The following is a 14,682-nucleotide window of genomic DNA, read 5'->3' as shown; positions in this document are numbered from 1 at the left end:
TGTACAGGCGAGGTGTCTTCGTCGGTACTCGTGACATAGCTCAGCTGGATTCCATCGACGATCGCGCCGCTACAATAATGCAGACCGGCCCTTGACCGAAAAATCATCATGTGAGGGGGACACTCTTACGATCGCCGACATACATGACTTGGTAGCCGGCGTTTATCCGAAGGTCATGGTGGATGGTGACATGGACGCTGGCGCCTGGAGCTGTGGATTGGTGGTGGGTCTGATCAACGATATCCCGACCGTCAAGGAACTGATCGATCGCATCGTAGCGGGAGCCACATCCATCATCCGCGAGCGCCTACTTCGTTTGGCAGGCGGCTAGGTTCGGATCGCGTGACAGGGCTCGGGCGATGCCAAGGGATAATGGCGCAGTATTGACCGCGCTCTGGCCGCCATCACGGCGGGCGCTAGGCAAGGAGCCCGTCCGAGTTAGGTACGACCGCGCTGGGCCAGATCGTCGTTCGGGCTCTTAATGGCCCTCGCTTCGCGCGGTCCAGCGAACCAACCATAATCGGTGCGCCACGGCCAGAAGCTTTGTTGCAAGAGCCGAAGGGCATCCCGACCAATATTCAGAGAAGCCACCCCGACCACCCAACCTGTCGACGACCGCCGCCTTCGCTCGGATGCGAGGGATGAAACCCGGTATTGCTCAATCAGCCGCAGTTGGCATCCGTAAGACAGATTGCACGGCGCAGGCAAAAAGGGATCTGCTGCGCCCGAACGATCGGGCAGGTCGACCTTATCTGAAATGGCTTCGCAATCCTCCGGAGTCATACCGGAGCCTTATCACCCGATTTCATTCGGCCGCTACTGCCCGCCAACCTTCAAGATTTCTACGGACAAAATAAGCCTGCTTCCGCCCGTAGATCATCGCCGTAAGAGGTCGGCAAAGGAAATCTGACCGTCGAATAAGGCGCGAACGACCATATAGGCCCGTCGGGCGTTTCCATAGGCCCGGCGAGCACCTTCAACGTGATCGTGAGCAGTTGTACGCGAGACGCCCATGATTGCGCCGATCTCCGTGTCTGTCTTGCCTTTGCCAACAAGAATGAGCGCCTCCAGTTCGCGAGGGCGAAGGTTGGGGATAATGGCCTCCTGTAATTTCAAGGCGCGTCGCGCTATGCGCCGCGCTGCCTCGAACGCGAATGTGCCGCAAAGCTGGGCGATCGGAAGCGCGTTTGCGTTCAGTCCGTCAAGCGAGCGTGCAGCAAACGAGCAACTCCCGTGAAACTCGCCAGGAAGGTGGACAGGGACCGTGAAACCAGCGCCAAGGCCAAACCCGGCCGCCTCGGCGAGCACCTGCTTGTGTCGCGCGGTCAAATGAATGATATCTGCCAGGTCTTTCCAGAGGAAGCCGGTCACGGTTTTGGTGCTGGCAAGATGGATCGGATCCTCAGCAAAATATCCCCGGTCAAGGCCGTGCGAGATCCAATCCTCATTGTAGGTCTTCAGGCGGATGGCTCCTGTCGGAGGGCGTTGAAGATCGACATGGTGGCCCATCGCGAACTGGGAGAAGCCGAGGACCTGCGTGGCGCGGATCATGGCCTCGTAAAGCTGATCGATAGTTAGCGCTTCCTTGAGGGGCGAAAGCAACGCATTGAGGTCGTGATGCTTGAGCATCGCCAGTCTCCCGGTATGGCGACGCGTCGAGGCGCAGTTGGCTCGGTCGCCTTGTCACGCTGACTCGAGTGCATACCGGGGAATGCAGATTTCGACTTCGCCTCAAACCGTCATTGGTCTCATAAGGGCAATGACATGCCGATGACCCCGTCGGAGATAATCGAGGTTTCAACCGCGCAGCGATCATATTGCTACGGACCGAGTTCAAATTCACTCTTCTGCATCTGCCCCGCCCATGTGCTCGAACGAGTCAGAAAGCTGATGCAGCCAGCGCCATTGTGCTCTCTGGTCCTGCACGAACAGCTGCCGCCAGCCCGGCCGCCTGCGGCATCAAGCGATTCGCGAAAAAATTCGCGAGCAGAACTTTATCGCCATTTGTGGACATATCTGCAGCTGCGGCCTGAGCCATCTTCGCCCACATCCAACCGTAGGTGACCAACGCAAGCAATCGGAGGTAATCGACTGCGGCCGCGCCGAGACCATCCTGCCCTTGGGCGTTCAGATAGGTGGTGGCTTCATCAAGCAAATCTAGGGCGGCCTTAGTCGCCTTCGCAACGGCGCTCGCCGCTTCCACTTTCGCCGCCGCTGCCAGATCACCTTCGATCACGTTGAAAAGGTTTCGGGCGACAGACCCACCCGCCAAGGAAAGTTTGCGCCCGACCAGGTCGAGCGCCTGCACACCGTTTGTGCCCTCATAAATCTGAGCGATACGGGCATCACGGACAAACTGCTCCATCCCCCATTCTCGGATGTAGCCGTGGCCGCCGAGAACCTGTTGCGCCAGAACCGCACTTTCGAAACCTAAGTCGGTAAAGGAGGCCTTTATAACAGGGGTCATCAATGCGACGAAGCCGTCCGCCTGCGCTCGCTCGGCCGGGTTCGGATGCTTTTTTGACCGGTCATGTTGCAGTGCTGTCCAGCCTGCGAGTGCACGGCCACCCTCGACGAAAGTCCGGATTATCAGAAGCATGCGTCTCACATCGGCGTGCTCGATTATCGCCACCGGGCCTCTGCTGCCGTCGGCGCTACGCCCCTGCAGCCGGTCTTTCGCATAAGCGGCAGCCTGCTGATAGGCTGCTCCTGCAATGCCGAGTCCTTGGATGCCGACCATAAGGCGCTCGGCGTTCATCATCGTGAACATGGCTGCGACGCCACGGTGCGGTTCGCCCACAAGCCACCCCGTCGCGCCGTCGTAATTCATCAGGCAGGTCGGCTGCGCATGAATGCCCATCTTTTCCTCAAGTGCACCAACCGACATCTGGTTGCGAACGGTAAAGCCGCCCTCGGCGTCAGGGAGGAATTTGGGGACAAGGAACAGACTGATCCCTTTCACGCCCGCGGGTGCTTCAGGCAGTCGAGCAAGGACGAGGTGGACGATATTGCCGCCGAAGTCGTGGTCGCCCGAGGAGATGAATATCTTTTGGCCCGTGACAGCAAAGGCGCCTCCCTCGCCTGGCGAAGCCTTGGTTTTCAGCAGCGCGAGATCAGTTCCCGCGCCGCCCTCGGTTAACGCCATGGCGCCAGTCCACTGCCCACTCACGAGCGGCGGCAAATAGACCGCCTTGAGATCGGCGGGGGCATGGGCGGCGATCGCTTCCATCGCGCCGCGCGTGAGCCCAGGGAACAGACCGAACGAGAGGTTCGCGGCCGACATCATCTCATCTAGCCAAAGCTGTAAAATGAATGGAAGTCCCTGTCCGCCGAATTCCGGCTCAGCTGAAAGCCCTGCCCAGCCACCGTCAACGAAGGCTCGATAAGCCTCTGGGAAGCCCGAGGGTGTCACCACCGCGCCATCCACGAGGCGACTGCCTTGCTCGTCCCCCGGGCGGTTCAAGGGGTGGAGAGTCTGGGCGCACAGTTTGCCCGCTTCATCCAAGACTGCGAGCGCCAGTTCGGTATCCACGTCCTGGCCAAGATCCGCCATGGCGGCGTCGAAATCCAGCACGTGGGTCAGGAGGAAACGGTAGTCTGCGATTGGCGGCGTGTAGTCCTGCATCGAAAGTTCTCCGAGTCGATGAGCCGCAACTACACCAAACGACTGTTACAGAATAGCGCCGTTACCCCCGCCCCGGTATCTCGCGAGCCTAGATGCAGGAATTCCGTCAGTCCGGCCGGAATATCTTGGCTATCTGGCGACCGATTTCGCGGACGGTCAGCCGCCCCTCGCGATACCAGTCTCCAGCGTGGTTCAACTGCACAAGCAGCAGGTTCCGGTAGATTGAGCGGTCGATATCAGCAGGCAAAGGAAGCGCCTCTACAAGTCGGCGAAACTGCTCTTCGAATCTGTCGCGTCGGGCGATCAGTTGCAGACGAACCGCGGGCGGCACCTCGCGGAAATCGTTCATCATGGGAAGCGTGACCGAGTCTGGGTCGAGCTGAATCTCCAGAAGCTCGATGCAGGCAGCTTCGAGACGCTGCCACGGCCCGCCCTCAACGGCATCAACCGCCCGAGCAATGCGTTCAGCCGCAGCGTCCAACGCAGCATTGTGGAGCTCGACGAAGAGCGCGTCCTTGGACTTGATATGGTGATAGAGGGAGCCCCCGAGTACGCCGGCCTGCTCGCCAATATCGCGCATAGAAGTGCCGCGATAACCTTTCAGTGCAAAAATTCGAGCTGCTATCTCGAGCACTTGTGCTCGGCGTGGGCTCGTTGGCGGCTCGGCTGCGGCCAACCCCGCATCCGACTTTTCTAAATCTCTCGAAGCCATGGCGTCGGCGGGACCTGCATGATTGTTCGGCGTCTCACATACTCGGCGAGGAGTTGCTTGAGAATGGCCCACGGCAAGCGCTGCACCCTAAATATTCCTCACCGCATTGTCCGCGCTCAATGCCTTCAGGCTCCGGTTCTAGGAGACTGAACCTGATCGACCCCGAACCTTTCTTGGGCGCACCGCCGATACCCACTGACGCGCAGCTACTCCCGGCCCGGTGGGTGGTTGGCTTTCGCAAATGCTCGCCAGAATGGCGCGACGAACAGATGGAGAGCCGCGCGCGTGCCGTCGCTTACAACGCGCTTCCACACCATTCATGCAATTCACGTCCCTCAGACAATTAGGTGACGAACCCGGCGTAAGCGCTTCTCCAATCAGAGCTTCGCCATCGCCTTCCTTGGTGCTCCCGAGCGAGCAAGTGCCCCAGCCATGCCGCAATCAGCCGGCAACCCATAACGCACACGTTATAACTATTATGCACCCGATGACGCTAGTGCGGGCCCGGACCGCCGACCTATTTTTTCACCACAACCGGGCCTGGAAGGATGATCTCCAGCCCACGAATAACCTAAGGGGGAGGAATGACAGTGTATCATGATGCAATCGCGCTCAGGGCTATGCGGGCATCGATTGCGCCGAAGTTGATCTGTGCGCTCCTGGTCACCACCGGCCTTACATCGACTGCGGCATTCGCGCAGGACACGACGACGACCGGAGCAGACGCGCAGCTGCAGGACATCGTCGTCACGGCGCAGCGGCGTTCGGAGCGTCTGCAGGACACCCCTGTTGCGGTCAGTGCCTTCAACGCCGAGACCCTGAAGTCGAGCGGGGTCGCAAATCTCGCAGATCTCTCACATGTGGCACCCTCTCTGCAGGTGTCCTCCACGGCGGGCGTCTACCTGCCCTTCCTGCGTGGCGTCGGAAACAACAATGGCTCGCTTGGAAACGAGTCCAGTGTCGCCACATATATCGACGACGTCTATTATACTCGGCTTGCGACGGCCTATCTTGAACTGGGGAGCATCGATCGTGTCGAGGTTCTGAACGGGCCGCAGGGAACGTTGTTCGGACGCAACTCGTCTGGCGGCGCGATCCAGATGTTCAGCAAGGATCCCGGCCGCGACGCAGAGGTCAACGCGACGATAGGCTATGCGAACTTCGACAAGATCAGCGGCCAGTTCTATGCGTCCACGCCACTGAGCGACACCCTCGCCTGGAATATCTCCGTCGGCGGGTCGGATCAGCGCGACGGATGGGGCAAGAGCCTCACCACCGGTCAAGACGCCAATCTCGGCTGGTTCGTGACCCTTCGTTCCAAGCTCGTCTGGGAACCGACCGACGGAACGCGGATCAAGCTCGTTGGCTTCTACGCCAAGTCGCGCAGCGATATCGGATCGGTCCAGGACTTCTACCAAGGCACGTTCGGTCTCAATGTCGTCGAGGGGACGGTTCTCACGTCGCTCAAGAACAATAAGAGCACCTTTTACGACACGCGTCTCGATCATCGCCCGGACTCGTCGGAGAAGGGCTATGGCGGGTCGCTGCGGATCGACCAGAATATCGGCTTCGCTGACCTCGTTTCGATCTCGGCGTTCCGGAAGTCTGATGGCGTCTATCGCACCGACTTGGACTATAGCGGGCAGCCATTCTACAACGCCGATTTGGGCGATCAGGACGACCAGATCACGCAAGAGTTTCAGATCAAATCCCGGTCGAGCTCGAAGATCAAATGGATCTTCGGAGTCTATTACCTACACTGGAAGGCAGGCTACGATCCCGCCATTGGATATGGCGATCTGTTCAACCTGTTTGTAGCACCTGGCACGCAGCTGAATTTCTTCAGCCGGCAGATCGTCAACAGCTATTCCGGCTTTGCGCAGGTTACCGCTCCGCTGGGCGAGCAAACCAATCTGACGGTCGGCGCTCGCTATACGCACGACAAGATCGACGGCTATGGTGAGCAAAATTACGTGATCCCCGGCGTCGGCCAGGTTTCGGCCGCCGGGCCGGGCTTTGCCAACCCGTTCATCGACACCACTAAAACCAATGCCTTCACCTATCGCCTCGCGCTCGATCATCATTTCAGCGATGACGTTATGGCCTATGCGTCCGTCAGCCGCGGATTCAAGGCGGGTGCCTACAATACGCTCCCGCTTCAGACCAAGGCGGCCGATCCCGAAAAGGTCCAGGCCTATGAAATTGGCCTTAAAACGGAGCTGCTCGACCGCAGGCTGCGTCTTAACGGCGCCTTGTTCTGGAGTGACATCAAGAGCCCGCAGGTCCTGACGACGATCAACACCGGTACGGTCTCGGCGGTCAGTCTCACCAATGCCCAGAAGGCGCGGATCCGGGGCGCAGAAGCCTCGCTCGAGGCGGTGGCGGCACAGGGTCTGACGCTCCGTGGCGCTGTGACCTATCTCGACGCCAAATACACCAAGTTCACCAACGCGCCTGTGTTTTCCGGCGGCCTGACCCCGGGCAGCATCATCACCGGCCCCGTCCTTGGTGATGGAAGCGGGAACCGGATGGCGAACGTGCCAAGGTGGCGTTTCGACCTGGGAGCGAACTATGCGGTGACTACCGATATCGGCGAGTGGGTCGGCGACGTCGGCCTCTCCTACACGGGCGCCTATCCGTGGACGGCCGACAACAATCTGGTCGCCAAATCTGTTACTCTCGTGAATGCTTCGTTGCGGTTCACGCCTGCTTCTCTCAACTGGCTGACGGTCAGCCTGTGGGGCAAGAACCTCACAAACGAGCGCTACTATCTGATCGGGCAGGAATCGGCTGGTCCGGCCGGCACCGGCGGCTATCCAGCCGCTCCTGCAGCGCCGCGAACCTATGGCGGCTCGCTCTCAGTGAAGTTCTAGGCACAGTTTCGAAGGGGGAGGCCGGGCATCGAGACCGTATCGATGCCCGGCTTCAGTATGTAAAAGTGCTTCGAGAGGTCTCTCACGCAAACGGTCGGCGGGAGATTGGTTCGCCATAGCGATTATCCGGCACGCCAAGTCCAAGATGGTCGCGCAAGGTGCGGCCTTCGTAATCGACCCGGAACAGGCCCCTTTCCCGCAGGATCGGGACAACCCGATCGACGAAGCGTTCCAGCTGTCCAGGGATCGTTTCGAAAAGGACGAAGCCATCGGCCGCACCCTGTTCAAACCAGCGTTGGAGTTCATCGGCGATTGTTTCGGGAGATCCAATGAAGGACCTGCGTCTCGTCGAGAACCTTTGGACCACTTGACGGAGAGTCAGATTTTCGGCTCGCACTTCCGCCAGCAAGCGAACCGTATCCCCCTGTTGGCTGTTCAGTCCGATATGTTCGACGTCGGGAAAGGGCGCATCGAGATCATAGCTAGTGAAATCATGATCGTTGAAGATGCGTGACAGGAGGCCGTACCCGGTAGTGAGCGTTTCCAGAGCAGCTAGCTCCCGATAAAGTTTTTCCGCTTGTTCATCCGTGTCTCCGATGATCGGCGAAATACCCGGCAGAATGAAGAGCTGGTGAGGATCGCGACCGAAGCCCGCCGCCCGAGCCTTCACGTCCGCATAGTAGCTTGCCGCCTGATTGAAGCCAGGCGCGAGTGTGAATATCGCGTCGGAGCGCTGAGCCGCAAAATTGCGGCCATCCTCCGAAGCGCCAGCCTGGAAGATGACCGGTTGGCCTTGCGGCGTCCGCTTGATGTTCAGTGGCCCGCGTACGCGAAAATATTCGCTGTCATGGTCGAGCCTGTGGAGCTTGCTCGTATCGAGGAAACGCCCGCTCTCTTTGTCGCCGACAAGCGCCCCTTCCTCCCAGCTATCCCATAAGCCCTGAACAACGTCGAGATACTCAGCAGCAATCCGGTAGCGCGTGGCGTGCGCCGGATGGTCAGCTTTGCTGAAGTTGGCGGCCGTGTCGCCGAGCCAGGACGTGACCACATTCCAGCCCGCGCGCCCGCCGCTCAGATGGTCGAGCGATGCCAGTTGCCTCGCCACATTGAACGGCTCCGAGTACGAAACCGTGATGGTGCCGACCAGGCCGATATGGGATGTCGTCGCAGCCAGCGCCGAAAGAATGGACACAGGTTCGAACCGGTCGAGATAGTGCGGGCTCGATCTCTCCGTAATCGACAGGCTGTCCGCTACAAAGAGGAAATCGAACTTGCCGCGCTCGGCTGTCGCTGCTTGCTCCTGATACAGGCGAAGACTGGTACTGGCATTCACGTCTCGGTCCGGATGCCGCCAATCATTCCATGTAAAGCCTACCCCGTGAAGAATGAATCCAAGCTTGATATGGTTTGATTTCATAACGAAAAATCCTTGAGTAATGAACGGGTGGCCATCCATTATCATTTGGACTTTTCGGCGAATAATTCATAATTCTGCAAGCGCGATAGGGTCTGCTAATATAACAGGAATCAAATACATACCGCGCACGATCGATCGTCAAAAACGCAATTACATTGATCAACATCGATGCAGATTTGATTAACCCTGCCCTATCAGCGCCACCAATTTTGCAGAAGCCACGATAGGGCAGCGGCTAATCTTAGATTTTCATCACAAGACCTCAAAGAGGCCAGCGGCGCCCATGCCTCCGCCCACGCACATCGTTACAACGACGTGCTGCGCGCCTCTTCGTTTGCCTTCAAGGAGAGCATGACCGACCAGGCGCGCGCCGGACATTCCATAGGGATGGCCGATCGAGATAGATCCACCGCTGACATTGAGCTTATCGTCAGGAATCTCCAAGCGGTCCTGGCAATATAGCACCTGGACGGCGAACGCCTCATTGAGCTCCCACAAGCCGATATCATCGATGGTGAGACCGAAGCGTTCGAGCAGCTTCGGCACGGCGAACACCGGCCCGATGCCCATTTCGTCGGGCTCGGTTCCAGCGACGGCCATGCCGACGTAACGGCCAAGAGGCTTAAGCCCGCGTTCGGCGGCAAGTTTCGCCTCCATGACGACGCAAGCGGAAGCGCCGTCAGACAATTGGGAAGCATTGCCAGCGGTGATCACCCCCCCTTCCACAACCGGCTTGAGCGCGGCAAGGCCTTCGCTCGTCGTTTCAGGACGATTGCCTTCGTCTTTGGCCAGGGTGATCTCCTTCGTCGCTCGCACTCCCGTTGCCTTGTCGATAACCTCCATGGTCGCCTTCACGGCTATTATCTCCGTGTCGAAGATGCCGGCCGCCTGGGCCTTTGCGGTCAACTGCTGCGAGCGCAATGCGTAGGCGTCCTGCCGATCGCGCGAGATGCCGTAGCGCTTGGCCACGACCTCGGCTGTCTGTAACATCGGCATGTAGATGTCGGGTACCATCCCCAGCAGGTCAGCATCGGGACCTGCGCGCATCTGGTCCGTCTGAACCAGCGAGATGGATTCCACGCCCCCTGCGATAACGACATCCATCCGGTCGACGATGACCTGCTTGGCGGCTGTGGCTATTGCCATCAGCCCGGAGGCACATTGGCGATCCATCGTCATTCCGGCAACGCAGACGGGCAGGCCTGCGCGAAGAGCAGCGGTGCGACCGATCGTGTGCTGTACGCCCTGCGGCATTGCCGCGCCCCATACGACATCCTCAACTTCGCTCGGATCGACGCCGGACCGCTCGACGGCCGCCCGGATCGCATGCGCTGCAAGCGTTGGCGAAGGCGTGGCGTTGAACGCGCCGCGATAAGCGCGACCAATGGGCGTACGGGCGGTTGAGACGATAACGGCGTCACGCATGGGGCTGTTCTCCTGTAGTTTGAATTTGCGTCCGGCAAGCGCCGTTCGGTGGCCAGCGTCGGCCGTTCGGTGGTACCATGAGCGGTGCGGTGATCCTGCTTTGACGCGCGACGGCGGCGGGGCGTCATGCCAGCAGATTATCGTCCAGCTCTCGAACGAGCGGACTGTGCAGGCCGACGATGGAAAGCCAGGTTCGCGCCTGCGGCAGATCATTCTCGAAGAAAAACCGACAGGCGGCCAGGAGGCTATCGCGCAGGCGCGCGTTGGAGATCTGATGGGCCGCTCCGACCTGATCGAGCCACAACCACGCGACTACGCCATGGCCGAAGGCGCGCAGAAACATCGTCGCATCGTCTAACGCTGCCGGGCCGGCAATCGCGCCCAGATCGACGATGATCAACGCGGCATGATCCCAGAAGTCTCCCAGCAATCGCGCGAGCGGATGCAAGGCCGTTTGATCGGTGACATTAGCAATGGTCGCGTCGATGCGCTCGCGCAGGAGCTTTAACGAGCGACCGTCAGTCGACAATATCTTTCGGCCGAGCAGATCGATTGCCTGGATACCTGTCGTGCCTTCATGGATGGGATTGAGGCGATTGTCCCGCCACAGCTGCTCGACGTCGAAGTCCCGCGTATAGCCATATCCGCCGTGGACCTGGATCGCCAGGTCGTTGGCGATCAGCCCGAATTCCGACGGCCAGCTTTTCGCCACCGGAGTCAGCAACGCCAGCAAGTCGTCCGCATCGGAGCCCTGCTCGTCGACGAGCGCAGCGCAATAGAGACAAAGCGCCAAGGCGCCCTCGGCGTAGGCTTTCTGCTGAAGCAGCATTCGCCGCACATCGGGATGCGCAATGATCGGGACAGGCGCGCCCGTGCGAATTCCAGTAGATCTGCCCTGCGCTCGCTCTCGAGCGTAGCGCAGGGACTGCCGATATCCTCGATACGCGAGCGCCGCCGCCCCTATTCCTATCGAGATTCTGGCCTCGTTCATCATCATGAACATACAAGCGAGGCCCTGCCCTTCCTCGCCGACGCGCCAGCCGACCGCGCCTCCCTCTTCGCCGAAATTGAGGAGACAATTCGAGATACCGCGATAGCCCATCTTGTGGTTGAGCCCGGCGACGGCGACATCATTGTGGCTGCCATCCGGAAGGATCTTTGGCACGATGAACAGCGATATGCCCTTGGTTCCCTCTGGCAGTGAGCCGTCGTCGCGCGCCACCTTGGCGAGAACGAGATGGACGATATTCTCGCTCACATCCTGGTCGGCCCCGGAAATCCACATCTTGTTTCCCACCAGCCGATAGCGGGATCCGAGCTCGTCTTCTCCGTCGAGTGTGGCGCGTGTCCTGATATCCGCGAGGCTCGAGCCTGCCTGCGGTTCCGACAAGCACATGGTGCCAAACCAGCGCCCCTCGATCTCGGGTCGCGCGAAGGTCTCTATCTGCGCCGCCGTCCCAAAGGACGCTATCACGCGGGCGTTGGCGGCAGTCAGCATCGGATAAGCGGCCATGGAGATATTGGCGGCCCCGAAATTACCCATTATCGCAAGCGAAAGCGGGAATGGAAGGCCGAGCCCTCCGAGCGCATCCGAGAAGCTCATGCCGAACAGGCCCAATTCAGCGTAGAGCCGCATCCCATGACGCACGGCGGGCAAGACGTGGACGCCGTCGGCATCCTGCCATGGCTCTTCGAGATCGCACTGTCGGTTGTGAGGCAGAAAAGCGTCGCGCGCCAGGCGCTGGGCTGCGTCGAGGACCGCGATCAGCGTCTCCTGTTCGCTTTCCGCGCCAATGCGCAGCCAATCAACTAGCTGAAACGTGATGAGCTCACGACCAAGGAGGACATCTTCGGTCATGCCGCCTCGCCCAAGGCGATGAAGCGTTCGAGATGATGGTCTTCGTCACCCAGTTGGTGCCCTATCATAATCAAGCGCTTGGCATAGTGGGAAAGCGGCAACTCCCAAGTCATGCCGATGCCGCCGTGGAGCTGAATGGCCTCCTCGGCCACAAGCGTACCCACCCGGCCGATGGTGAATTTCGCTGCTGAAACCGAACGCTCACGCTCGGCTCTTGCACTATCGAGCGCCGCTGCTGCATTGATTCCAGCCGACCGAGCCTGCTCAATCTCAAGGGCAGCGGTCGCCATCCGATGTTGAAGCGCCTGAAATTTTCCGATCGGCGCGCCGAACTGCTTGCGGGTCCGCAGATATTCGAGCGTATCGCGCTTGAGAACGTCCATGATCCCGACCGCTTCCCACGAAAGTGCGACGATGCCGGCAGCGGCCGCCTCCTCGATCAAGCTCGCGCCATTTTCGGTAATCAGAGTGGCCTTCACGTCCTCCAGCGTGAAATCTCCACCGCGGCCGCCATCGACCAGCGGGTAGGAGCGGACCGAAGCACCGGGCGTGCCGGCCGCAACGAGGAACAGCCCTATGCCCGCTGCATCGCCGGCCTCGCCCGTGATGCGCGCCGAGACGAGTATATGATCCGCCGCCTCGATCTGGCAGACCAGAGCCTTGCTGCCCCTGAGCCGCCATCCCGCTCCTTCGGGCACTGCTCTGCACTGGACGTCCCATAGATCATAACGGCTTTGCGGCTCCTCGTGGGCGAGGGCCAGAATGCAATTCCCGGCGATGACCCTTGCCAGTACATCGTCACTACCACCTGCCAGAGCGAGCGCCCGGCCGGCCATCAACGTGCCGAGCAGGGGTTCGACGACGAGGGCGCGTCCGAGCTGCTCGAAGATGATCGCTATGTCGAAGCCGGCTCCGCCGAACCCGCCGACCCTTTCGTCGAAGAGGGCGCCCACCACGCCCAGTTCGGACAACGCCGCCCATTGCTCGGGCGACCAGCCGCGCTGCGATTCCGCTATCTGGTGCCGGGCCTCGATTGGATAGCGCTGACCAAGATAGCGCCCAAGCGTCTCGCTGAGCATGCGACGGTCATCGCTATGTTGGAAATGCATGATCAGAGCTCCAGAAGCGCTTTGGTGATGATTTCTCGTTGCACTTCATTCGAGCCGCCGTAGATCGACAGCTTGCGATTGTTGAAATAGTCGGTGGCTACTGGCGCCGCGTAAGCTGGTCCGACCGCAAGATGCGACCCTCCCTCATCAAGCGCCTCCGAGATGAAGGGCTGGGCGTACGGGCCAAGCGCGCGGCGCGTGAGGCTTGTGATTTCCTGCCGAATTTCCGTACCGCGGATTTTCAGCATGGCGCCAAGCTCCAGCGGCACCGGGCTCTCCTCGCCTCCCGCCAGCACACGCAGGTTCGTTGTCTTCATATTCTCAAGGTCAATCTCGACCTTGGCCAGGCGCGCCGCGAAATGCGGGTCCTGTGCAAGAGGCTTTCCGCCTTTGCGCTGGGCGTTGGCGATCTGCTTGAGGCGCGCGAGCGCCGCCATCGATGCGCCAACCCCTGCTATATTGGTTCGTTCGTGGCTCAGCAGATATTTGGCGCAGTCCCAGCCTCTGTTTTCCTCGCCGACGAGGTTTCCCGCCGGGACTCGTACGTCGGTGAAGAATATCTCGTTCACCTCATGCTCGCCATCGAGCAAGATGATCGGACGGACACTCACCCCCGGTGACCTCATGTCAATCAGCAGGAAGGAAATACCTTCCTGGCGCTTGCCCTCGGTTGATGTGCGCACAAGGCAGAAGATCATGTCGGCATATTGACCGAGCGTGGTCCAAGTCTTCTGCCCGTTCACGATATAATGGTCGCCGTTGGCATCGTTGACCCTGATTGCGGTGCATTTCAGGCTCGCCAAATCGGATCCGGCACCCGGCTCGGAATAGCCCTGGCACCACCAATCCGCTCCGCTCAGGATGCGCGGCAGCCAATGGGCCTTCTGCGCCTCGGAGCCATATTTGATCAGGACAGGACCCAACATCGAAACGCCGAACGGCACGATCCGCGGCGCATGTGCCAGCGCGGCCTCAACCTCGAAAATATAGGACTGAGCGACGGTCCATCCTGTACCGCCCAGAGCCCTGGGCCAGTTTGCCGCGAGCCAACCGCGAGCATTGAGGATCGCATGCCATTCTTCATGATCCGCTTTGGTCAGTCGTTTGCCCGTACGAACCTTCTCGGCGATGCGGGCAGGCAGCCGATCGCGCAGAAATCGGCGGACCTCTGCGCGAAAAGCTTCTTCTTCAGCGCTAAAGCTCAGATCCATCAGCTCAGTCCTTCCAGGATCGCGCGCCAATTCTCGGGAAGAGCCACCGGACGCCTGCTCCCTCTTGCGACATAGACATGGGTGAACTGCCCCTCTGCGACTGGGTCGGGGCAGCCCTTGGCGAAGACACCAAGATGATATGTCACACTGGAGGTGCCGAGCTTCGCGACTACGATGCCGATCTCGGCGGTCTGCGGGAATGAGAGCGGCGCCGCATAACGGCAGCTTGTCTCGACGACTAGGCCGATGGGATCGCCGCTACTGACGTCGAGAAGCCCGGCTTTGATGAGCCACGCATTGATCGCGGTATCGAACCACCCATAATGAACGGCGTTGTTCACATGACCGTAGGCGTCATTGTCGTGCCATCGCGTCGGAATGGGCGTCCAATGGCGATAGGCCGACCTGGGACGAAGGGCGCGGGTCATCGTACAGCCTCTTTATTGCAGCGG

At 60.0% G+C, this 14,682-nt stretch carries 11 protein-coding genes; 2 read left to right on the top strand and 9 right to left on the bottom strand.

The annotated features are described in order from the left end of the window. Nucleotides 1-91: 91 nt before the first annotated feature. Entirely contained in the window at nt 92-331 is a 240-nt protein-coding gene (locus tag GQY20_RS23625) for a hypothetical protein (RefSeq protein ID WP_408641134.1), read from the top strand. Nucleotides 332-876: 545 nt separating this feature from the next. Here the strand turns inward: GQY20_RS23625 and GQY20_RS23620 are convergent. From GQY20_RS23620 to GQY20_RS23610, 3 genes are all read right to left on the bottom strand, one after another. Next, complete coding sequence (locus tag GQY20_RS23620; RefSeq protein ID WP_157219592.1) at nt 877-1,629, bottom strand: helix-turn-helix transcriptional regulator; 753 nt, start codon at nt 1,627-1,629, stop codon at nt 877-879. A 250-nt stretch (nt 1,630-1,879) separates the two neighbouring features. After that, a complete protein-coding gene (locus GQY20_RS23615; protein ID WP_157219591.1) occupies nt 1,880-3,625 on the bottom strand; it encodes an acyl-CoA dehydrogenase in 1,746 nt (581 codons plus the stop codon). Nucleotides 3,626-3,731: 106 nt separating this feature from the next. Continuing rightward, a complete protein-coding gene (locus GQY20_RS23610) occupies nt 3,732-4,337 on the bottom strand; it encodes a TetR/AcrR family transcriptional regulator (RefSeq protein ID WP_157219590.1) in 606 nt (201 codons plus the stop codon). 584 nt (nt 4,338-4,921) lie between these two features. Here GQY20_RS23610 and GQY20_RS23605 point away from each other — a divergent pair. Then, entirely contained in the window at nt 4,922-7,210 is a 2,289-nt protein-coding gene (locus GQY20_RS23605) for a TonB-dependent receptor (RefSeq protein ID WP_157219589.1), read from the top strand. An 82-nt stretch (nt 7,211-7,292) separates the two neighbouring features. On the opposite strand, the gene GQY20_RS23600 is transcribed toward GQY20_RS23605, so the two are convergent. From GQY20_RS23600 to GQY20_RS23575, 6 genes are all read right to left on the bottom strand, one after another. Further along, nucleotides 7,293-8,627: an LLM class flavin-dependent oxidoreductase gene (locus GQY20_RS23600; protein ID WP_232476213.1), complete on the bottom strand. Its 1,335-nt coding sequence runs from the start codon at nt 8,625-8,627 to the stop codon at nt 7,293-7,295. Nucleotides 8,628-8,879: 252 nt separating this feature from the next. Beyond that, the gene (locus GQY20_RS23595) at nt 8,880-10,052 is read right to left on the bottom strand and encodes an acetyl-CoA C-acyltransferase (protein ID WP_157219588.1); all 1,173 of its coding nucleotides are present in this window, start codon (nt 10,050-10,052) and stop codon (nt 8,880-8,882) included. 124 nt (nt 10,053-10,176) lie between these two features. Then, complete coding sequence (locus tag GQY20_RS23590) at nt 10,177-11,910, bottom strand: acyl-CoA dehydrogenase (protein ID WP_157219587.1); 1,734 nt, start codon at nt 11,908-11,910, stop codon at nt 10,177-10,179. After that, a complete protein-coding gene (locus tag GQY20_RS23585) occupies nt 11,907-13,019 on the bottom strand; it encodes an acyl-CoA dehydrogenase family protein (protein ID WP_157219586.1) in 1,113 nt (370 codons plus the stop codon). Before GQY20_RS23585 ends, GQY20_RS23590 begins: the two co-directional genes overlap by 4 nt. A 2-nt stretch (nt 13,020-13,021) precedes the next feature. Continuing rightward, nucleotides 13,022-14,230, bottom strand: a complete 1,209-nt coding sequence (locus GQY20_RS23580; protein ID WP_157219585.1) for an acyl-CoA dehydrogenase family protein — start codon at nt 14,228-14,230, stop codon at nt 13,022-13,024. Beyond that, nucleotides 14,230-14,658 (bottom strand): acyl-CoA thioesterase, encoded by a 429-nt coding sequence (locus tag GQY20_RS23575; RefSeq protein WP_157219584.1) that lies wholly within the window; start codon nt 14,656-14,658, stop codon nt 14,230-14,232. The genes GQY20_RS23580 and GQY20_RS23575 overlap by 1 nt, the downstream gene beginning before the upstream one ends. Nucleotides 14,659-14,682 lie beyond the last annotated feature (24 nt).

It is taken from the genome of Flavisphingomonas formosensis (assembly GCF_009755815.1).
GTDB lineage: Bacteria > Pseudomonadota > Alphaproteobacteria > Sphingomonadales > Sphingomonadaceae > Flavisphingomonas > Flavisphingomonas formosensis.
The sequence above is the reverse complement of the archived record's forward strand: the minus strand, read 5'-3'. Positions and strand labels throughout refer to the sequence as shown.